We start from the raw sequence: 22,236 nt of genomic DNA on the forward strand, positions 1-22,236 counted from the left end.
AATCAGAGGCGTCTTTTAAGACACTCTCGCCGTCCTTTCCTGTTTCAATAATTTTCCCACATATTTCGCCAGATCAACAACGCGGCAGGAGTAGCCCCACTCATTATCATACCAGGCAAGCACTTTCACTTTTGAGCCTTCCATCACCTGTGTGGACAGCCCATCAATGATGGCGGAAGACGGAGAGGTCGTGTAATCGATGGATACCAGAGGTTCATCGCTGTACTCCAGAATGCCTTTCATGTCCCTCTGTGAGGCAGATGCGAACGCTTCATTCAACTCTTCCTTCGTAACCGCTTTCTTTAGATCGACGACTAAGTCCACTAAAGAGACGTTCGGTGTCGGTACACGTAAAGCCATTCCATTCAACTTTCCCTTCATACTTGGAATGACATCTCCCAGGGCTTTGGCTGCCCCTGTGGAGGTCGGTATGATCGACTGTGTACACCCTCGGGCTCTCCGCAGATCCTTGTGAGGGTTATCCAGGTTCTTCTGATCATTGGTAAATGAATGAACCGTCGTCATCAAGCCGTTTTCAATACCGAATTCATCTTCCAGCACTTTGACTACCGGCGCCAGACAGTTGGTCGTGCAGGAAGCATTGGAAATAACATCATGCGTTTCAGGGGAATAGGAATCCTCATTGACCCCCATCACAATGGTCGCATCGACTTCCTTACCCGGAGCTGTAATGATGACTTTTTTTGCGCCTGCATCCAGATGGAGAGCAGCCTCATCCTTCGTACGGAACTTCCCGGTAGCTTCGATTACGATGTCCACACCAAGCTCTTTCCAAGGGAGCTCAGCCGGGTTTCTCGTAGAACAGAGCTTGATTTTCTTCCCATTTACCATTAACCCTTCAGGAATCGTACGTACTTCTCCGTCGAATCGTCCATGAACACTGTCATATTTCACCATGTGAGCGATCGTTTCAGCAGGATAGCTGGCATTGACAGCCACAAGCTCCACGGTATCATCTACTGCCGCCTGTCTGAATACCATACGTCCGATTCTTCCCAAGCCATTAATGGCGATCTTTGTTTTCCCCATGATGTTCCAGCCCCCTATATATGATATACTTTTTGGATCATTTCTAGGAATAGTATAACATATTGTAAGCGCTTTTGAAGTGGGTTCAATAATTTTACACAAAAATAACACGTCTTTCTCAGACGTGTTATTATACGAGGTCCCACCGGTGAAGTATGTCTCTTAATTGGAGAAAGCTTTCCTCTTTTGTTCCATTATTATCGATCACCGCATCCGCCATTTCCGCTTTGCGGGTGACAGGAATCTGCGAAGCGATCCGCTCCTGCGCATCTTCCCTCGATGAGGCATCCCGTTCCATCAGCCTTTGGAGCTGCGTTTCCTCATCGACCGCAACGACAAGCACCTTTTCTACATAATCCGTCAGTCCACTCTCATATAGAAGGGGAATATCCAGGACGACAGCATCGGCTTCTTTTGTTTTATAAGATTCCCGCCGCCGGATCATTTCTTCCCGGACACGAGGGTGAACGATGCCGTTCAGTTCTTTCCTTCGTTCTTCACTGCTGAAGATCACCTTCCCGAGCTTTTTCCGGTCCAGTGTTCCATCCTCAAAAAGGACGTCTTTCCCAAAAACCCGTACGATGTCCTCGTAGGCGGGCTCACCGGGGCGGACGACATCCCTTGATATTTGATCCGCATCGATGACAGGAATCTCCCACTCATCGAACATGCGGGATACGGTACTTTTTCCACTTGCGATACTACCGGTTAAACCAATGACCAGTGTCATAAAACCCTTCCTTTACGATAGCTTGATCAAGCCGATGATTATTAATAGAACCCCCGGGAGAATGGAGATGCTTTCCACCCTGTTCGTCAGTTTTGCACCGGCCATCATCCCAGTTCCAAGCATGAGAAACGTGGATGAAGCGATAAGCCCACCCGTCAATAGAACGGGAAGACCGATCAGCGCTCCGCTGATGCCCGCCCCTATAGTATCAAGGGAGAGGGCGGTTCCAAGCAGCCACACTTCTTTTCCTTGAATCCCTCCGGACCTATCCACATCAGCGGTCACCGGATCATTCAAAACTTTTGCAGGGTTCAGCCAGGGGTCCTGCTGATCCTCAGTATGTTTTTTAAAAAACTGTCTTAAAAAATAAATGCCGATGGCAATTAAGGCCACCGCTCCAGCCTTTTCCGCCATCTCCGGTTTGACAACATGAACGAGCAGCTGACCAAAGTAGGAGGAAAGAAGAAAAACCATACCTGAAACAGAGGCAATCACCACAATGCCCCAGAATGCGAGTTTTACTTTTTTCAACCCGAGCACACAGCCAATCCCGAAGCTGTCGACACTCACGGCTGTCACAAATAAAAAAATGAACATCCCGATGCCCATACCGCCCACTCCTTTAACATGGAAGTGGGATAGTATATGGCTGTTTATTCAGATACGTGAAGCGGCTGGCAGACTGGACAGACGTGCGTGCCCCTGCCGGCGACTTTCGTTTTAACAATCGGTGTCCCACAGTTCAGGCACTCCATATCCTGCTTTCCATACACACGGAGCTGCTGTTGGAACATTCCGATTTCACCCTGGCTGTTTAAGTAGGAGCGGATCGTCGTGCCTCCCTGCTCAATCGCCTCCAGAATGACAGTGATGCTCGCTTCCCGGATGCTTTCGGCCTCTTCTCTCGTCAATGTATTGGCAATTCTCTCCGGGTGAAGGCCGGCTCGGAACAGCGCTTCGTCTACATAGATATTGCCAAGACCGGCAACAATGGACTGATCAAGGAGCACCGCCTTCATGTTGCGGCTCGTTTTCAGCAGCCTCTGATGAAAATAATCGAGGGTGAAAGCTTCGTCAAAAGGATCGGGACCGAGCTGGACCAGTGGTTTATTCAAGGCTTCCTCGCCCTTTTTAAACGCATGCATCGTCCCGAACTTCCGGACATCGTTGTAGCGGAGCTCTGTTCCATCTGTAAAATGGAAAATCACATGGGTATGCTTCGGTTTCTCAAGTGTTCCATCATAAACGCCGAATTTCCCCTCCATCCGCAGATGGGAAACGAGGGCAATGTCATCAAGGTGGAAAATGAGAAACTTCCCCTTACGATCGATATCGATGATGGACTGTCCTCTAAGCAGGTCACCGAAGGCATTGGGATCCTTCGGCTGTTTAATGATGTTCCCCCAGAAAATGGAGACATCCTTTATTTCTTTTCCTACGGTTAAATGCTTTAAAGTTTTTCTTACAGTTTCCACTTCTGGTAATTCCGGCATCTTTCATTCTCCTTACTTATTTCGCATCGTACCATGTATTTCCATAAGAGGAATCCACTTTCAATGGTACATCAAGCTCTACGGTGTTCTCCATAACGTCTGCGACGAGCGTTTCCAGCTTTTTAACTTCGGCTTCCGGCGCTTCAATGATGAGTTCATCGTGCACCTGCAGGAGAACTCTTGCTTCCATCTTTTCTTCCTGGAGCTTTTCTTCCAGATCGATCATGGCTTTTTTAATGACATCGGCCGCACTTCCCTGGATCGGGGTATTCATTGCCGTCCGTTCAGCAAAGCTGCGCTTATTGAAATTCCGGCTTGTAATATCCGGAAGATAACGCCGGCGGTTCATGAACGTCCGCACATAGCCCGTTTCCTTCGCTTCACGGACAGACTCCTCCATGTAGGTTTTGACTCCCGGATAACTTTCCAAATATTTATCAATGAACGCCTGCGCTTCTTTTCTCGGAATACCGAGACTCTGAGACAAACCATAATCGCTGATTCCATAGACAATGCCGAAGTTGACGGCTTTCGCCTGTCTGCGCATGTCACCCGTAACGTCCGGAGCCGGCACGCCGAAGACTTCCGAGGCGGTCTGCGTGTGAATGTCCTTATCCGCCCGGAATGCTTCAATCAGCTTCTCATCCCCTGCAATGTGAGCCAGCACACGCAGTTCAATCTGGGAATAGTCACTGGCAAACATGACCCAGCCTTCTCTGGACGGAATGAACGCCTGGCGGATTTTCCGTCCTTCCTCAAGCCGGATCGGAATGTTCTGCAGGTTCGGATCCGTGGAACTCAACCGTCCTGTCTGGGTAAGCGCCTGATTGAAACGGGTGTGGATCTTACCGGTATCTTCATGAACGACCTTCAGCAGTCCTTCGATATAGGTGGATTTCAACTTGGACAACTGACGGTTCAACAGAATTTTAGAAATGATTTCGTGTTGATCCTCCAGCTGTTCCAATACATCTGCGGAGGTGGAATAGCCTGTTTTCGTTTTCTTAATGACAGGAAGGCCGAGTTTTTCGAACAAAATCGGTCCAAGCTGTTTTGGAGAATTCAAATTGAACTCTTCGCCCGCCAGCTCATAGACTTCCTGTTCTACTTTATTCAAACGCTCTTCAAGCTCTGCCCCCATTTCCTGCAGACGGCCGACATCCACTGAGACGCCCCGGTGCTCCATACGTCCGAGAATAACAGCCAGAGGCATTTCCAGCTCAACGAGAAGCTCAAACTGTTCATTAGCCTTCAGCTGTTCCTCCATATTCCCTTTCAGCTTATACAGGGTGGCAGCCTTCCTTGCAATATGCTCGTAGACGACCTGATCGTCGTCCGGTCGCTTCATTTTCGCTCCTTTTCCGTAGACCTCTTCATCATATTGGACCGCGGTCTCCCCCATTCGATGGGCGATGGCGGGAATATCATGATTATTTTCAGAAGGGTTCAGCAGGTAGGAAGCAAGAAGCAGATCAAAGCTGATCCCTTTGATGTCCACGTCATGTCTCATGAGAGCTACAGCGGTCTGTTTTGCATCGAAGACCCATTTTTCCTTGGACGCATCCTCCGCCCAGGAGACGAATGCTTCTGATTTCACCGCATTTTCCATGGAAACGACGACTTTGGAATCGTCATTGACGATGGCAATCCCTTCAACTGGAGCGGTATGATAATTTTCATAAAGCATTTCCACGACAAGGGCTTCTGCACCAGTGAATAAATCAGAAGTAACCTCTTCTACAACCTCAACATCGATCTCCGGCAGCGCCTCTGCGACAGACTCTCCTTCTCCCCCTTCCTGGATCCTCGGAAGGAGTGACTGGAAGCCGAGTTCTTTGAAGAAACCGCTCACCTGCTGCGTTTGATATCCTTCAAAGCCAATCGTATCGACGCTGACTTCAATCGGGGCATTTCTCTCGATGGTTACGAGCTGCTGACTCATGAAAGCATTGCCGCGGTTTGTCTCCAGCTTTTCTTTCAGCTTTTTACCACTGACCTCGTCCAGGTTCTCATACAGGTTTTCCAACGTATCAAACTGCTTCAGCAGCTTAACGGCCGTTTTCTCTCCAACACCGGGAACACCCGGGATGTTATCGGAGTTATCTCCCATAAGGGCTTTCAAGTCGATAATCTGATCTGCCCGCACCTCCATTTTTTCCATCAGGAAAGAAGGGGTATATGTATCGACGTTCGTAATCCCTTTCTTCGTAAGGCTGACCGTGATCTGATCATTAACCAGCTGTAGAAGATCCTTGTCTCCGGAGATGACCTTCACCTCATGACCTTTCTCTCCAGCCTGGGTCGCCAGCGTACCGATAATATCATCTGCCTCAAAGTTCGGAAGCTGATAATATTTTACTCCAAACGCATCGAGCAGTTCCTTAAGTACAGGAAACTGTTCGGACAGCTCAGATGGTGTTTTCTGCCTTCCACCTTTGTATTCCTGGTACGTTTCATGACGAAAAGTCGTTTTCCCGGCATCAAATGCGACAAGAAGATGATCGGGCTGGTCTTCCTCCAGTATTTTAAGCAGCATTGTCGTAAAACCATAGACGGCGTTCGTGTATACACCTTTATCATTATTCAGCAGCGGCAGGGCAAAAAAGGCCCGGTAAGCAATACTGTTTCCATCAATCAATACAACTTTCTCAGCCATAAACTCACTCCTTAACTGGAAATGCCTTTCTCTCCTGTAAAGAGGAGCGTCTGCATTTTCCAGCGTAATTATTCCAGTGTTCCCTTAAAGAAAACGCCTTTTCCTTCATTCTACCATGATTCATGGAGAGAAGGAAAAGGCGCACCCCGCCGTTATTCGTAGTAGCCGAGAAGCAGGTCGGCGTATGGTGATCCCTGAGGCAGAATAATCGTTGTTTCACCGTCAATGGTTTTCTTGTATGACTCCAGCGTCCGGTACAATTGATAAAATTCAGGATCCTCAGAGAAGGAATTGTTATAAATCTGCGCAGCCTCCTGTTCACCTTCCGCCCGGATCTTTTCCGCATCGGCCCTGGCTGTAGACAGCATCTCTTTGACTTCTCTATCCACAGAAGCCCGGATCCGGCTTTTTTCCGCTTCCCCTTCCGACAAATACGTCTGGGCAATTTTCTCCCTGTCCGTGATCATCTGATTGAACACGGCCTCCTCGTTCGCCTGAGGAAGATCCGAACGCTTAATACGGACGTCATCCACGACTATACCGTAATTATCACGATCCAGGTATTCATTCACCCGCTTGGCAATTTCTTCGTTCAATGTTCCCCGTGAACTTTCTTCCTCATTGATGATTTCAGAAAAATTCATTTTCCCAAGTTCCGCCCGGACGATCGAAAAGATGAATTCTCCCATCCGCGCTTCCGCACTCATCATTGTTCTCGCATTGGAAATCATTTTCTCAGGGTCAGAGATACTCCAGACAGCATAGTTATCAATGATCATCCTTTTTTTATCAAGCGTGGTGATTTCCTTCTCATCCACGTCATACACCATTTTCTTTTGAGAAAGCGTGGATACCTCCTGAATCATCGGTATCTTGAATTTCAAGCCGGGACTTTCGTGGATTTTAATGACATCACCGAACTGCCTTACTACCTTATATTCCCCTTCTTTGACAATCACCACAGAACTGAGGGCGATCAATATCAAGCCGGCAGCAGCTACTAAAGCAAGGCCGCCTTTGATGAATTTCCGAAAATCCTTCTGCTGCTTTTCATTGATATCCTGAATTCGATCGTCGGTCATGATTGCTCCTCCTCTTCTTGTTCTGTTTCCTCGCCATCTTCCTGTGCAGGTGCGGCAGGCTGATTCTGCTGCTGAAGAGGAAGGTACTTCATCGTATCTCCATCATCGTTCATCACATACACATCTGCTTCAGGCAGGACTTCCTCGAGCGTTTCCATGACAAGACGCTCTCTTGTTACACTTTCGTTACCTTGATATTCACTTAGCAGTGCATCAAATTTGGACACCGCTCCTTCCGCTGTGCGGACCCTGTCCACCTTGTCCCCTTCTGCTCTTTGTATAATGGCATCTTTTTCACCTTTGGCTTCCTCCCGCATCTGGTTGGCATACTTTTCAGCTTCGTTCACTTTGCTTTGTTTTTGTTCACGCGCATCCGTCACCTTTGTAAAGGCACTGCGGACGTCTTCGTTGGGCAGGTCCACCTCCTGCAGACGGACGTCTATGATGGATATCCCAATCTCATAGCCTTCAATCAGACGGACAAGGTCTTCTCTTACTTCGTTTTCGATTTCAGCCTTTCCTGATGTTAGCGCCTCGTCAATTTCACTGCTGCCTATGACCCCTCTCAGTGTGGATGAGGTGGCGTTAAACAGCACCTGCTCAGGGTTCTCCGATGCAAATAAGTAACCGGACGGATCTGTGATTTTCCATTGAACGACAAGGTCCGCCTGCACGATCATGTCGTCTCCTGTAATCATCGTCACTTTATCAGCCTCTTCTCCCTCTTCATCAAAACCAAAATCAAGGCTGAATGTTTCCTTGGACATTTTCTCTACTTCCTGCACAGGCCACGGCATCTTAAAATGAAGACCGGGCTCTGTAATGCCATCCTCCGCTTCTCCGAACGTAAGCACGACCGCCTGCTCGGACTCATCAACGGTGTACCATGTGGTCATGAATACGACAAGCAGGACCGCCGCCCCGGCAATTAAGCCGGCCCACTTATATATCTGTTTCAGACTCATCTCGATTTCCCCTTTATATGTAGATTACTAATATTTACGAAACTGTAACAAAAAGGTTTCAAAACCTCGTTTTTTGACATAAAAAAAGACAGAAGCGAGGGAAGCTTCTGCCAATAAGAGAAAACACCTTGGATGAAAGGGTTTCAAAGATATTTTATCGAAACATTGTTAATGCCAATTTAATGAAATATTAATTTTCCGTAAACTTCTTCGGAATTTCAACATGGAAGGTCGTCCCTTGATCTACTACACTCTCCACGTGGATGTTTCCGTGATGGGCTTCTACGATATGCTTGACGATGGCCAAACCGAGCCCTGTACCACCAGAATTCCGGCTTCTTGCCTTATCCACACGATAAAAGCGTTCGAAAATCCTCGGAACCTCGTCTTCCGGAATACCTACACCATTGTCAGACACGGAAATCATCACCGTTTCTTCTTTTTCTCTAAATGTTAATGAAACCCCTCCATCATCACGACTATAGTTAATCGCATTGGCCAGTAAGTTCATAAACACCTGTTTTAAACGACTGGAATCTCCGCGGATAATGGTTTCCCCTTCCACAAATGCCTGAAGGTGCACGCCTTTTTGCTCAGCATGCTGCCCGACAATGGGTAAAAGATCGTGTAGAAGACGCTGGACATCGACTTTCTCAATATTGAGAAGAAAATCTTCCCTCTCCAGCTTGGACAGCTCCAGGAGATCCTGAATAAGAGATTGAAGACGACCGCTTTCCTTCAATATAATCTGAAGAAACTGCTCCAGCATCTGCTCATCCTTCATTGCGCCGTCCAGAAGCGTTTCTGAAAACCCGCGGATGGAGGTGATCGGTGTTTTCAGCTCATGGGAGACGTTAGCCACAAAGTCCTTTCTCATCTGCTCCAAATGCTTCAATTCTGAAATATCATGAAAGACCAGCACAACGCCTTTCCATTTCCGGCCTTCACTGAAAATAGGGGCTCCTGTGACCTCAAGGTGTTTCCGATCGATATTGACCGGGAGCACAAATGTTTCACTGATGGTTTCTTCAAACATATAAATCTTTTTAACCGTCTCATGAATGGTCGTATATGGAATGGCATCGTGGTAAAGATATCCGATGTAATCCTTCTGCTCCCCGCCGAAAGTCTCCATAAAGGCACGGTTGGTCAAAAGGATGTACCCTTTTTCATCGATCAGCATCAGACCGTTACCCATATTGTTAATAACTGCTTCCAGCTGGTTCTCCTGCATCCCCTTCGTACTGGTCATTTCCTGAAGGTTGCGCGCAAGGATATTAATTGACTGACTAAGCTGGCCAGCTTCACCGAAGTGCCCTTCATACGTGCGCGCCTTATAATTCCCTTCTGCCAGTTTATTCGCTACATCAGCTGCCGAACGGATCGGACGGATGTATTTTGAAAAGACATTGTAGCCAAGAACGAAGATTATCACCAGTCCGATTAACAGTGTACATCCGATCAACAGCCAGATGTTCTTTGTAATGTTGGTCAAAGAATTGACCGGCGAGAGGAGAATGAGCGTCCCGTCGACATCGTTGACCTGGTTATCAACTGAATAATAAAAGATATTGTCGATCAAGTACCCTTCATTATCTTCAATCTGTTCGGCCTTCACTCTAGTCAGGATATGCTGTTTTTCACTATTACTGATAATGGGAACAGCCTCCACAGTATCCAGCAATGTATCACCGTCATCTGAAATGAAGACCATTCCGGTATTCAGCTGATCACTGAATTCTAAAAGTTCATCCTGACTGACATCCTCTTCATCCGTGAATCTCTCCAGGTAGGTGACGAAATACCGGCTTTCAAGCTCCACCCGCTCTTCAAAAATGTTTATGAAATACCCGCGCGTCAGCTGGGCAAGAATGACACCAAGACCAAGCATGACGATGACGACGAGTACGGAGTATGTCATGAGTGGTCTTGTATTGGAGGAAGCCATTTATTTCGGCTCCTCCATCTTATAGCCCAGGCCGCGGATCGTCTTGATATACACCGGTTTTTTCGTGTCCGGTTCAATTTTCTCCCGCAGATGACTGACGTGGACATCAACAATACGGGTATCTCCAGCAAAATCATAATTCCAGACCGCGCTCAGCAGCTGGTCCCTGGATAAGACACGTCCGAGGTTCTGCCCTAAATAGAGAAGCAGTTCAAACTCCTTTGGTGTGAATGTCAGAGGCTTGTCTTTAATGGATGCCTCATACTGCTCCGGATAAATCACCAAATCGGCCACTTGAATCATTTTCATTTCCGGACCGGCCGGTTCGCGTACCATCCTTCTTAAGATCGCTTTAATCCGAGCGACAACTTCTCTTGGACTGAAAGGTTTCGTCAGGTAGTCGTCCGCCCCAAGCTCCAGGCCGAGCACCTTATCGAATTCATCATCCTTGGCTGTTAACATCAAAATCGGCGTGGACACCTGCATCTGACGGAGCTGTTTACACACTTCCATGCCATCCATCCCTGGAAGCATAACGTCCAGAACGATGAGGTCGAACGTGGATTTTGATGCTTTTTCAAGCGCATCCGTTCCGGAATAGGCTACTTCCGTTTCAAATCCTGCCTGGTCTATATTGTATTTCAACAATGTCACGATGGATTCTTCATCATCGACAATTAGTATTCTTTGTTGTTCCAATCCCATCACCTCAACTGCAAAGTTAATCTCATCATACAATGAAGTTTACATTTTGAATACGGATCTTTATGATTTTTACTTAATTTTAATATAGTCCCAATTCCTGTCTTCATACGTGAAGACTCTATTTCTACACCCATTAAAGAAACAGGCCTGCGGGATAAAACCCCGCAGGCCTGTTTGAGAGAGCTTGTCCATAAGACGAGAGAATGACTCAATAAAAGTTTTCGAGAGAAACGGCATTCATAGAGGCCGGCTCATATGGCGGAATAACCGTCAGTTGTCCCTTGATGACTTCTTTTCCTTCCTCGTCATATCCGTGCATATCCACAACGACGTAATGTTCCTGATGATTAATATCCGTTATTTCAGCATGAAACCGGACTTCTGCATAGTGGTAAAGAGGGTGGGGATAACTTAACTGCTGATGTATGATATGACTCCCCGGTCCCGGAAGATGCATGGACACGATGGATGATGCCATACCACACAGCATAACGCTGGGTACGATCGGCTGTTTGAAGGGGGTCTGGGATGCATAATCATGTTGAATATAAAGCGGATTTGCATCATCGGTCAGCCCAAGGTAGATAAGCAGATCCCGGTCTTCTACTCTCGATGTGGTTGTAAAAGTATCGCCTACTTTCAAAGCCTGTATTTTTCTGCCGAGTTTTCTTTTCTTCCCAATCATGGCAGCCACTCCTTTTTTGAAAGCGTTTGCTTATTTGGTGTAAAAAAGGGGTCCGAGATATCCCCGAACCCCTTCTCTTCTTTATTTTAATACATGGAGGACATTTTTAACAGAGTCAGCTGATTGATCCAGCTGTTGTTTTTCTTCCTCTGTCAATTCGAGCTCAATGACTTCCTCAATACCGTTACCACCAAGGATGGTAGGCACACCGAGGTAAATACCGTCATACCCGTACTCACCTTCCAGGTAGGCGATGGCTGGGATAATACGACGCTGATCCTTCAAGATCGCCTCGGCCATTTGAACAAGAGAAGCGGCAGGAGCGTAATAGGCGCTGCCGTTTCCAAGCAGAGCTACAATTTCTCCTCCCCCTTTTCTCGTGCGTTCGACAATCGCCTCGAGACGCTCTTTTGAAATCAGGCGTTCAAGCGGAATACCTCCCGCAAAGGAATAACGAAGCATTGGTACCATATCGTCCCCGTGGCCGCCGAGCACAAAGCCTGTGACGTCCTTCACGGAAATGTTCAATTCCTCTGCCACGAACGTACGGAACCTGGCTGTATCCAAAACACCGGACTGACCTATGACCCGGTTTTTAGGAAGACCGGCTTCCTGGAAGACGGAATAGGTCATTGCATCGACAGGGTTCGTCAATACAACGATGAAACAGTCCGGGGAGTTTTTCACAATCTCTTTCGTTACGCTCTTCATTATCTTGGAGTTGGTGCTGACAAGATCATCACGGCTCATCCCGGGTTTCCGGGCAATACCGGCGGTAATGATCACCAGGTCGGAACCTTCCGTATCCGCATAGTCCGAAGTTCCCTGGATTTTCGCGTCAAACCCCTGGACAGGGCTGGCTTCCAGCATATCCAGTGCCTTCCCTTTCGTCGGATCTTCCATATCCGGAACATCTACAAGGACGACATCCCCAAGTTCCTTCTGAGCAAGCATTAATGCCGTCGTTGCACCAGTAAATCCGGCACCGATGACAGAGATTTTCCTTCTTTGAATACTCATCGTTCCTCTCCTTCCACTTGCCATTAGTCCATGTTCTTAATCAGTTCGTCACCAAACTCTGAACATTTCACTTCTGTTGCCCCTTCCATCATACGGGCGAAGTCGTAAGTAACGACCTTGCTTCCAATGGTTTTATCCATGGATTGAGCAATAAGATCAGCCGCTTCTCTCCAGCCAAGGTGTTCAAGCATAAGGACACCGGACAGGATGACAGATGATGGATTCACTTTATCAAGCCCGGCATATTTAGGAGCGGTACCGTGAGTCGCTTCAAAAATAGCATGGCCGGTTTCGAAGTTAATATTTGCTCCAGGAGCAATTCCGATCCCGCCGACTTGAGCAGCAAGAGCATCAGAAATATAATCTCCGTTCAAGTTCATCGTAGCAACGACGTCGAATTCTTTCGGACGTGTCAGGATCTGTTGAAGGAAAATGTCAGCTATCGCATCTTTGACGATGATTTTGCCTTCCGCTTCCGCCTCATCCTGAGCTTTGTTGGCTGCATCCTTGCCTTCTTTCTCAACGATGCGGTCATATTCAGCCCATGTAAAGACTTTGCCTGCATACTCTTCTTCCGCTACTTCGTAACCCCATGTCTTGAAGGCACCTTCTGTGAACTTCATGATGTTTCCTTTGTGGACAAGCGTTACGTTCCTGCGTCCTTCGTTGATCGCATAATCAATCGCCGCACGGACCAGACGTTTCGTACCCTCTTCAGATACTGGTTTGATACCGATACCGGAAGTTTCAGGGAAACGAACGTTATGTACACCCATTTCGTTCTGCAGAAAATCGATGACTTTTTTGACTTCCGGAGTGCCCTTCTGCCACTCAATACCTGCATAAATATCTTCAGTATTCTCACGGAAGATTGCCATATCCGTATCTTCAGGACGTTTTACCGGAGAAGGGACGCCTTTGAAGTAGCGGACCGGACGAAGACATGTGAATAGATCCAATTCCTGACGCAGCGCTACGTTCAAGGAACGGATTCCACCACCGATTGGAGTCGTCAGAGGTCCTTTGATTGCAATCTTATAATCGCGGATCGTATCCAGTGTAGCTTCCGGAAGCCATTCCCCTGTCTGATCATAAGCTTTCTGACCAGCAAGGACTTCTTTCCACTCAATCGATTTCTGACCATTATAGGCTTTATCTACAGCTGCTTCAATGACGCGGCTGGCTGCTGCCCAGATGTCAGGACCGATACCATCACCTTCAATATATGGGATCACCGGACGATCAGGTACGTTTAATGTTCCGTTTTGTTCTACTGCGATTTTTTGTGCTTGTGTCAAAATAAACCCTCCTAAATTTTCTGTAATCATGGATGATTCATCCTATTCTATCATACGTTAAAATAGGATGAATAAAAAGCCGGTACAACTTCACTGCCGGTTATTAACGGTCTTCAATCGGCGTGTACGTCTGGCCTTTAGGCCCTGCATACTCCGCACGAGGACGGATCAGGCGGTTGTTGGAATATTGTTCAAGGATATGAGCAAGCCATCCAGACACACGGCTGACGGCGAATATCGGCGTGAACAAATCGTGATCGATTCCAAGACTGTGATAGACAGAAGCAGAATAGAAGTCCACGTTTGCCGGCAGTCCTTTGTTTTCCTTGATATAATCTTCAATCTTAATAGACATTTCATAGTATTTGGAGTGGCCGGTCAGCTTTGTGAGCTCACGGGACATCTCTTTCAAATGCTTGGCGCGTGGATCACCGGAACGATAGACACGGTGGCCCATCCCCATGATTTTCTCTTTGTTTTCAAGTTTCTTCTCAATGGCCGGTACGGCATCTTCCACACTATCAATTTCCGTAAGCATCTTCATCACACGCTCATTGGCACCACCATGAAGCGGTCCTTTCAGTGCCCCGATAGCCGCTGTTACACCGGAATATACATCGGATAAAGTGGCAACACAAACACGGGCTGTGAATGTAGATGCGTTCAATTCATGGTCTGCGTGCAGGACAAGCGCTTTGTTGAAGGCTTCAACTTCAAGATCTTCCGGGTCTTTTCCATTCAGCATGTAAAGGAAATTCGCTGCAAAGCTGAGTTCTTTTTTAGGTGAGACAGGCTCCTTCCCTTTACGGATCCGGGCAAAAGCCGTGACCACAGTAGGAATTTTCGCCTGCAGACGAAGCGCCTTACGGTTGTTCGCTTCCTCTTCCATCACATCGGATTCAGAATCGTACAGACCGAGCATTGAAACGGCTGTACGCAGGGCAGCCATTGGATGAACAGTCGTTAAATCATAGGATTTAAGATGATCAATGACCTCTTTTGGAATATCCATATTGGAAATTAAATCTTCTTTGAACTCTTTCAATTCCTGTGAATTAGGAAGCTTTAAGTTCCAAAGAAGGTAGATCACTTCTTCAAAGCTTGAGTTATCAGCTAAATCATCGATATCGTACCCAACATACGTAAGCTTATCGTCTATGATGGAACTGATGGATGATTCCGTTGCTGTAATCCCTTCAAGACCTTTAGTTGATGATGACATACAATCTCTCCCTTTCGAAAAGTTCCAAACGAATGCTTGTCCGTTTGACAAGAAAACGCTTTACATTTAACAGAATTCCTTAATAGGAAAATGACCCCACAAACAATTATAAAGTATTCTGAAGAGAATGTGAATTGAAACCGTTTAATTTTGATGGAATTTATCGAACCTTTTTCCTTTTATTCCCTTAGTGAACAGGGTGCAAACAGGGCAGAAGTCTTACAATCCACATCGAAAAAAGAGGGTGCCGGAGTTGACCAACCACCTTATTTCCATCATTTTAAGGTCCGTTCTGCTTCTTGGAGGCTTAACGGCAGCAGCTATGCTTTTCCTGTTCCTATGGAATTATTTACATCCTTTTCTGAGTGCCTACCTTTTTGCAGCACTTCTTCGTCCTTTCATCCTTCTGATATCCCGCAGGCTTCATCTGCCCCGTTTCCTTTCTATTCTACTTGTTCTCGGGATGTTCACCCTGCTTGCACTCAGCATCTTCGCCCTTGTGGTAGCTGAGCTGATCAAGGGATTTCAGCACTATTCCACAGACCTCCCTGCTCAGGCAGCTGCTTTATCAGTGTTTATAATGAATCAAGGAAGAGAATGGGCGGAACCGTTGACGTTAAGACTGCAGTCCTCTCTGGAGCACTCCGGAATCGTGACCTCTTCCATTGATGAATACCTGCAGGCGGTGCAGAGTCAGGCGGGACGGGTAAGTATGGATTTGTTAAGCGGGGTGTTCGAAGGTATCCGGTATATCGCAGGGATGATTCCGACTTCTTTAGCTTACACAGGTATCGTTATGATCGGTACTTTTTTCTTCAGTAAGGATTGGGAAGCGATTCACCGGCCTTTCCGGAGGATTATTCCAGCTGTTGTCCTGGACCGTGCCGAACAGGTGCGTGTTGAAATCGGAAAGACATTCAAAGGACTGATCAGAGCTCAATGTATGCTTGTAAGCATCAGCACCCTCATTATAGGCAGCGGACTCTATCTGCTTGATGCTCCCCACGCTCTCACGGTAACGGCTGCCGCCTGTCTGGTCGACTTCATTCCTTATGTAGGGACAGGGGTGATTTTCATTCCATGGATGCTGTTCCAGTTTTTTTCTGGAGATTTCCCAATGACGATTGGGCTTGCTGTTCTATATGCTGTCGTCGTTACGACAAGGCAGCTTCTGGAGCCCAAGCTGATGGCCGATCAATTCGGTGTCCCCCCCATTGTCCTGCTGCTTACCTTTGCGGCGGGCTTTCAACTTCTCGGCGTCTATGGAATCATGCTCAGTCCGCTTTTGCTGATGGTCATTCAGACATTAAAGAGGACTGGAGCTTTTAAAGAACTCTTTCATTTTATTACAGCAAAATAAAGCTCCATTTCCAGAACGGAAATGGAGTCTTTTTATTTTCTGTAAATGGTCACGGTTCCTTTATCCATTGCTTTCTGAATCGCCCGTTTCACAAGTCCTTTTAACGGCGTTCTCGTCATGGGCAGGAGAAGGATGAATCCTGCGGCGTCTGTAATGAACCCAGGCGTTAACAGGACAGCTCCTCCTACAAGGATACAAGCCCCGTCCAATAAAGCATCCTGAGGCATACGCCCCTGCTGCATAGAGAGCTGGACATTCTGGATCGTTTCCATCCCTTGTTTCTTGGCAAGCCAGGCTCCCAGGGCCCCCGTACTGATGATCAGAAGGATGACCCACCATGGACCGATGACATTTCCGGCCCCGATCAGCAGACCGATTTCCAATGCGGGTATGATCAATATGAGGATGAATAACCAGCGAAACATAGCATCTTCCCTTCTTTTCCTTTCCTCCATTATACCTTTTTAAAGCTGTAAGGTAAAAAATAAAAGGCAGGGATCTCATCCCTGCCTTTCCTTCTATCTATTACAGGACGCTTGCATGTCCTTCGTAAATGTCACCACGGGAACTGTCGATGGTAAGATCGGAACCATCCTTGATCAGTTCAAGAGCATTTGGTACGCCCACGATAACCGGGATACCAAGGCTTAGTCCGACAACGGCTGCGTGGGAAGTCAGACCGCCTTCAAGTGTAACGATTCCTGCCGCTTTTTCGATGGCAGGCATCATGTCACGGTCTGTTCCGTGAGTCACGATGATATCACCGTCTTCTACACGGTTGATGGCATCCTGAGCATCTTTAGCGATGATGGCACGACCATACGCGCTCTTCTGGCCGACACCCTGGCCTTTGACCAAAACATCACCGATAACGTGAACTTTCATCAGGTTGGTTGTACCGCTCTCTCCAACAGGTACACCACCCGTAATGATGACACGATCCCCGCGGTCAGCTAGGCCGGAAGCAAGGCTGCGTTCAACCGCAACGTCTAGCATGTCATCCGTAGAGTACGCGCGCGGCCCCATGACTGCATACACTCCCCATACAAGTGAAAGCTTACGGTTGACCTCTTCGTCAGACGTAATCGCTACGATCGGAGCTTTTGGACGATACTTGGAGATCATGCGGGCGGTATGTCCACTTTCAGTCGGCGTAACAATGGCGGCTGCATCCAGGTTGATCGCTGTGTGCGTAACAGACTGGCTGATGGCATCTGTAATCGTCATATCACTGTGCTTGGAGCGGTCCTGCAACAGGGATACGTGGTTCAAGCCTGTTTCTGTTTTGGAAGCAATATTATGCATCGTTTGGACGGCTTCCACCGGATAGTCACCAGCAGCTGTTTCGCCGGAAAGCATGATCGCATCGGTGCCGTCAAAAATGGCATTGGCTACGTCAGAAGCTTCCGCACGCGTTGGACGTGGGTTGCGCTGCATGGAATCAAGCATTTGTGTGGCCGTAATAACCGGTTTGCCGGCTTTATTGCATTTGCGGATCAACTGCTTCTGTACAAGAGGTACATCTTCTGCTGGAATTTCAACACCAAGGTCACCACGGGCAACCATCAATCCATCACTGACTTCAAGAATTTCGTCGATGTTGTCGACACCTTCCTGGTTCTCGATTTTTGGAATGATTTGAATGTGGTTGGCGTTATGCTTCTCAAGAAGTTCTTTGATTTCAAGAACATCAGACGCACGGCGTACGAAAGATGCAGCGATGAAGTCAACACCCTGCTCAATACCGAACTCGATATCCTTGGCATCTTTTTCTGTAATACCAGGCAGGTTGACGCTCACGTTTGGAACGTTGACGCCTTTTTTGTTTTTCAATGGTCCATTGTTAAGGACCGTTGTCTTGATTTCTTCATTTTCCTTGTCCACTTCTTCCACCTGAAGTTCCACAAGACCGTCATCAAGAAGAATTTTGGATCCAGGGTGTACGTCGTTGATGAGACCGGAATAAGTTACAGAGAAACGCCCAGCATCCCCTTCAATATCCTTCATGGATACGTACGCTGTGGATCCTTTTTCAAGGTAGCACTCTCCACCTTTTAGAGAACCGGTACGAATTTCCGGACCTTTGGTATCCAGAAGAATCGCTACAGTCTTCCCTACGGCTTTTGAAGCTTCACGAATGTTTGTGATACGTGCACCATGTTCGTCGAAGTCTCCATGTGAAAAGTTCAGACGGGCAACATTCATCCCTGATTCGATAAGCTGTGTCAACTTTTCTACAGATTCAGACGCTGGTCCAATCGTGCTGACGATTTTTGTTTTTCTAAACATATTATTTCCTCCTCTAGTGCCTCTTACGTTTTATATAGATAGTTCTTTGGAAAGACGATACATATCAAGGTCAACCGTATGCTTGGCGTTCAAAATCTCCACAATATCATGGTCCACCAGTTTGTTCGCTTGGATACCGACCATGCGGCCTGCTTTTCCTTCGAGAAGCAGATCGACGGCATAAGCGCCTAAGCGGCTTGCAAGAACTCTATCTGCAGCGCTCGGGGAGCCTCCGCGCTGGGTATGCCCCAGTACAGTGACACGGGATTCCAAGCCGGCAGCTTCATCAATGCGGCGGGCAAGTTCGCCTCCGGTGCAGACGCCTTCGGCAACGATGATAATGCTGTGTTTCTTGCCACGTTCATGTCCTCTTCGAAGACGATCGATAATATCTCCCAGCTCATCTTCCGCTTCCGGAATCATGATACTTTCCGCACCATCTGCAAGTCCAGCCCAAAGGGCAAGGTCCCCTGCATCGCGGCCCATGACTTCTATGATGAACGTCCGCTCATGGGACGTAGCTGTATCACGAATTTTGTCGATGGCATCAATAATGGTATTCAATGCTGTATCAAACCCGATTGTGAAATCAGTTCCAGGTATGTCGTTATCAATCGTTCCTGGTACACCGATACATGGGTAGCCTTTTTCCGTAAGTTTCTTAGCCCCCATAAAGGTACCATCACCACCGACAGCTATCAAGCCTTCAATGCCATGTTTTTTTAATTGTTCAATCCCTTTCAACTGACCCTCTTCGGTTTTGAACTCTTCACAACGGGCAGAATAAAGCTTGGTTCCTCCACGCTGAATGATGTCACCCACGGATCCAAGTTCCATTTTTTCGATATCACCGTCGATCAAACCCTGGTAACCGTACTTGATCCCGTACACTTCAATGTCATGATAGATCGCTTTCCTGACAACTGAACGGATGGCCGCGTTCATACCCGGGGCGTCTCCACCACTCGTAAGTACTCCAATTTTTTTCATTCTCATCACCTCAAAAGTAATCTATTTATGTTGTTTCCAACTAAAGATGAATTGAAACCTCAGTCCCCCTGATCTCTAGGACTCCCTTTACAGTCTACCCTTTTCTGCACAGCTGGACCATTCTTTTTCCCGTGATAACGTTACCATCCTGTAAAGATGCGAAAAGCCGCACGAAATGTGCGACCTTCCAATAACGGACCTTTATATTTCAACCCTATCATTATAAATCAAGATATGAGTAATCGCCAATGTTTTTATATTTTTTGAAACGATTCTCCAACAGTTGATCATGATTCAAGGTGTGAAGTTCATTCAGGGAATCGGTCAGGACCTGCTTAATTTCCTGCGCCTGTGTCTCGACATCGCGGTGGGCTCCACCCCTCACTTCCGGGATGACACCGTCAATGACGTTTAATTTCTTCAAGTCGTAGGAAGTAATCTTCATCGATTCGGCAGCTTCCTGAGCAAGACCTGCATCCTTCCATAAAATGGACGATGCTCCTTCTGGAGAAATAACGGAATACGTGGAGTTTTCCAGCATGAAAATTTTATCTCCGATGCCGAGTCCGAGAGCTCCACCACTTCCTCCTTCACCAATGACAATACAGATGATGGGCACAGTCAAGCCGGCCATTTCCATCAAATTGCGGGCAATCGCTTCACTCTGCCCGCGTTCTTCTGCTGCTTTCCCTGGATAAGCGCCTTTCGTATCGATGAACGTAATGATCGGGCGCTTGAACTTCTCTGCCTGTTTCATTAAACGAAGCGCTTTACGATAGCCTTCCGGATGAGGCATCCCGAAGTTACGCCGGATGTTTTCTTTCGTATCCTTCCCCCGCTGATGACCAATGACTGTGACGGGCTGTTCATTGAATCTGGCAATTCCGGAAACGATTGCCGCATCATCACCGAATGTACGATCCCCGTGAAGCTCCAGGAAATCTGTAAATAAGTGCTCAATATAATCAAGAGTCGTGGGCCGTTCCGGATGGCGGGCCATTTGGACTCTGTCCCATGGTGCCATCCGATCATAAACGTCCGTTTCCAGTTTTTCCAGACGTTTTTCCAGCTTGGCGATTTCATCGCTTAAATCCATTTCACTGCTGTCTGTGAGCTGTTTCAAATCTACAATTTTTTCTCTTAGTTCGATGACTGGTTTTTCAAATTCTAACACGTGTTTCATAACCGGCTTCCTCCTACTGCGTGAAGATCCAGAACAGTTGTCAGTGTCTCTCTCAGCTCATGGCGGTGGACAACCCGGTCCAGCTGGCCATGCTCCAACAGAAATTCAGCCGTCTGAAAATCATCCGGCAGTTTTTCCCGGATGGTCTGTTCAATAATTCTTCGTCCCGCAAAACCAATCAAAGCTCCAGGTTCTGCAAAGTTATAATCACCAAGGGAAGCAAAACTGGCGGATACACCGCCTGTAGTCGGGTGAGTCATGACAGAAATAAACAAACCTCCATCTGCATGAAGGCGCTGCAGCGCTACAGAAGTTTTTCCCATCTGCATGAGACTGAGGACTCCTTCCTGCATACGTGCGCCCCCGGATGCCGTAAAGATGATAAATGGAATTCCTTCTTCGCGGGCCTTTTCAATGGCGTTCGTTATTTTTTCACCGACCACGGACCCCATACTTCCCATTCTGAACCGGGCATCCATGACAGCTACAGCCGCCTCAAGGCCGTTCATCCGGGCTTTCCCAGTGACTACAGCTTCATTGAGGTCGGATTTCAACCGGTCTTTCTCTAATTTCTCCTCGTAATCTGGAAAGCCGAGCGGGTTGCTGGAAATCATATGCTTATCCCATTCGGTAAACGTACCCTCATCAAACGAATGCTCAATCCGTTCATAGGCATTGAGGCGGTGATGATGATCACAATATGGGCAGACATTCATATTCCGATTTAATTCTTTACGATAGAAGATTTTTTGACAGTTGGGGCATTTCTGCATTAAACCTTCCGGTACATCCTGTTTGGCTTCCTGGCTTGGTATGGATGCATACCTTTTTTTCTTGCTGAAAAAGTCTCTAAGCAAGGTGATTCCTCCTTTGGGACAAAGCTTCCTTTCTATTCAATATACAAAAAGTACTTTGCGTAATACCACTGAATTTGTCGTTATGGTTTCGACATCATTTTCAACGATAGAGCTGTATGATATCCATTGTACTGCCCTTCTGCAGGGTTTCCACCACAGCATCATACCAGCTTTTATCATAGTGCACATGATGTACGGTATTGGTAAATCCGGCTATAAACTGCCACATGGAAAAAAGCAGCTCCTGCCCACATGTAGAAAAAAGATAGTCAAACACATGGTGATGCCTTTCCTTACCAACATGTCCTTCTATGATGTCTTTTAGACGGTACAGCTGTTCGCTGGTCAGTTTATGCTGCAGAATCGTCAATACTTCTTTTTCGATCATCTGCATAGCTGTCAATAGTTCCTCTTTTGTCCTCTTTTCCGTCAACAGGAAGTTCGACAGCAGTTCAACCATATGATACGGGCGGTAGGATCTCATATAGGTACCTTCTCCGCGGCGGGTTTCAATCAGACCGAGCAGTTCCATGGCGCGGAACGCCTCGCGGATCGATGACCTTCCTACACCGAGCTGTTCGCTTAGTTCGCGTTCAGAAGGCAGCTTATCGCCAGGGCTCAATTGATTCTCCTCAATGTAGGCTTTCAATTGATACAAAACCCCTTCATATACCTTCCCTTGTGGTTTAGTCAACGTACCCGA

Annotated in this window: 20 protein-coding genes; 1 reads left to right on the forward strand and 19 read right to left on the reverse strand. The window is 47.2% G+C overall.

Translation table 11 applies throughout. The features are described from left to right. Positions 1–15: 15 nt before the first annotated feature. The 13 genes from ACXAD6_RS12760 to citZ all read right to left on the reverse strand — a co-directional run bounded on the left by ACXAD6_RS12760 (position 16) and on the right by citZ (position 14,854). Positions 16–1,050 (reverse strand): glyceraldehyde-3-phosphate dehydrogenase, encoded by a 1,035-nt coding sequence (locus ACXAD6_RS12760; RefSeq protein ID WP_027955173.1) that lies wholly within the window; start codon positions 1,048–1,050, stop codon positions 16–18. A 130-nt stretch (positions 1,051–1,180) separates the two neighbouring features. Further along, positions 1,181–1,780: a dephospho-CoA kinase gene (gene coaE, locus ACXAD6_RS12765; RefSeq protein ID WP_474969170.1), complete on the reverse strand. Its 600-nt coding sequence runs from the start codon at positions 1,778–1,780 to the stop codon at positions 1,181–1,183. Between the two features lie 12 nt (positions 1,781–1,792). Beyond that, the gene (locus tag ACXAD6_RS12770) at positions 1,793–2,389 is read right to left on the reverse strand and encodes a manganese efflux pump (RefSeq protein WP_474969171.1); all 597 of its coding nucleotides are present in this window, start codon (positions 2,387–2,389) and stop codon (positions 1,793–1,795) included. Positions 2,390–2,433: 44 nt separating this feature from the next. After that, on the reverse strand, positions 2,434–3,273 hold the full coding sequence (gene mutM, locus ACXAD6_RS12775; protein ID WP_474969172.1) for a DNA-formamidopyrimidine glycosylase: 840 nt from the start codon (positions 3,271–3,273) through the stop codon (positions 2,434–2,436). Between the two features lie 16 nt (positions 3,274–3,289). Continuing rightward, positions 3,290–5,929: a DNA polymerase I gene (polA, locus tag ACXAD6_RS12780; protein WP_474969173.1), complete on the reverse strand. Its 2,640-nt coding sequence runs from the start codon at positions 5,927–5,929 to the stop codon at positions 3,290–3,292. Positions 5,930–6,081: 152 nt separating this feature from the next. After that, positions 6,082–7,011 carry a protease modulator HflC gene (hflC, locus tag ACXAD6_RS12785; protein WP_474969174.1) on the reverse strand — a complete coding sequence of 310 codons (930 nt, stop codon included), beginning with the start codon at positions 7,009–7,011 and terminating at the stop codon, positions 6,082–6,084. Continuing rightward, positions 7,008–7,976 (reverse strand): FtsH protease activity modulator HflK, encoded by a 969-nt coding sequence (hflK, locus tag ACXAD6_RS12790; RefSeq protein ID WP_474969175.1) that lies wholly within the window; start codon positions 7,974–7,976, stop codon positions 7,008–7,010. Before hflK ends, hflC begins: the two co-directional genes overlap by 4 nt. A gap of 190 nt (positions 7,977–8,166) precedes the next feature. Further along, positions 8,167–9,924 (reverse strand): two-component system histidine kinase PnpS, encoded by a 1,758-nt coding sequence (pnpS, locus tag ACXAD6_RS12795; protein ID WP_474969176.1) that lies wholly within the window; start codon positions 9,922–9,924, stop codon positions 8,167–8,169. Beyond that, a complete protein-coding gene (locus ACXAD6_RS12800; protein ID WP_422875648.1) occupies positions 9,925–10,623 on the reverse strand; it encodes a response regulator transcription factor in 699 nt (232 codons plus the stop codon). It lies immediately after the preceding gene. A 214-nt stretch (positions 10,624–10,837) separates the two neighbouring features. Further along, positions 10,838–11,314: a MaoC family dehydratase gene (locus ACXAD6_RS12805; RefSeq protein ID WP_474969177.1), complete on the reverse strand. Its 477-nt coding sequence runs from the start codon at positions 11,312–11,314 to the stop codon at positions 10,838–10,840. An 81-nt stretch (positions 11,315–11,395) separates the two neighbouring features. Next, positions 11,396–12,334 (reverse strand): malate dehydrogenase, encoded by a 939-nt coding sequence (gene mdh, locus ACXAD6_RS12810; RefSeq protein ID WP_474969178.1) that lies wholly within the window; start codon positions 12,332–12,334, stop codon positions 11,396–11,398. Between the two features lie 23 nt (positions 12,335–12,357). Continuing rightward, complete coding sequence (gene icd / locus ACXAD6_RS12815; protein ID WP_474969179.1) at positions 12,358–13,632, reverse strand: NADP-dependent isocitrate dehydrogenase; 1,275 nt, start codon at positions 13,630–13,632, stop codon at positions 12,358–12,360. 103 nt (positions 13,633–13,735) lie between these two features. Next, positions 13,736–14,854 (reverse strand): citrate synthase, encoded by a 1,119-nt coding sequence (citZ, locus tag ACXAD6_RS12820; protein ID WP_474969180.1) that lies wholly within the window; start codon positions 14,852–14,854, stop codon positions 13,736–13,738. 190 nt (positions 14,855–15,044) lie between these two features. On the opposite strand from citZ, the gene ytvI reads away from it, so the two are divergent. Beyond that, a complete protein-coding gene (gene ytvI / locus ACXAD6_RS12825) occupies positions 15,045–16,214 on the forward strand; it encodes a sporulation integral membrane protein YtvI (RefSeq protein WP_474969181.1) in 1,170 nt (389 codons plus the stop codon). A gap of 32 nt (positions 16,215–16,246) precedes the next feature. Here ytvI and ACXAD6_RS12830 read toward each other — a convergent pair whose 3' ends face one another. The 6 genes from ACXAD6_RS12830 to ACXAD6_RS12855 form a co-directional block, all read right to left on the reverse strand. Continuing rightward, entirely contained in the window at positions 16,247–16,639 is a 393-nt protein-coding gene (locus tag ACXAD6_RS12830) for an FxsA family protein (protein ID WP_474969182.1), read from the reverse strand. Between the two features lie 100 nt (positions 16,640–16,739). Continuing rightward, entirely contained in the window at positions 16,740–18,503 is a 1,764-nt protein-coding gene (pyk, locus tag ACXAD6_RS12835) for a pyruvate kinase (RefSeq protein WP_027955158.1), read from the reverse strand. A 30-nt stretch (positions 18,504–18,533) separates the two neighbouring features. Next, positions 18,534–19,493: a 6-phosphofructokinase gene (gene pfkA, locus ACXAD6_RS12840; protein WP_474969183.1), complete on the reverse strand. Its 960-nt coding sequence runs from the start codon at positions 19,491–19,493 to the stop codon at positions 18,534–18,536. Positions 19,494–19,713: 220 nt separating this feature from the next. After that, a complete protein-coding gene (locus ACXAD6_RS12845) occupies positions 19,714–20,676 on the reverse strand; it encodes an acetyl-CoA carboxylase carboxyltransferase subunit alpha (protein ID WP_474969184.1) in 963 nt (320 codons plus the stop codon). Next, positions 20,673–21,533 (reverse strand): acetyl-CoA carboxylase, carboxyltransferase subunit beta, encoded by an 861-nt coding sequence (gene accD / locus ACXAD6_RS12850; RefSeq protein ID WP_474969185.1) that lies wholly within the window; start codon positions 21,531–21,533, stop codon positions 20,673–20,675. Before accD ends, ACXAD6_RS12845 begins: the two co-directional genes overlap by 4 nt. Positions 21,534–21,633: 100 nt before the next feature. Then, positions 21,634–22,227, reverse strand: coding sequence for a FadR/GntR family transcriptional regulator (locus ACXAD6_RS12855; protein ID WP_474969186.1), 594 nt, complete (start codon positions 22,225–22,227; stop codon positions 21,634–21,636). Positions 22,228–22,236: the final 9 nt, after the last annotated feature.

This window comes from Halobacillus sp. ABH2_015 (genome assembly GCF_056158945.1).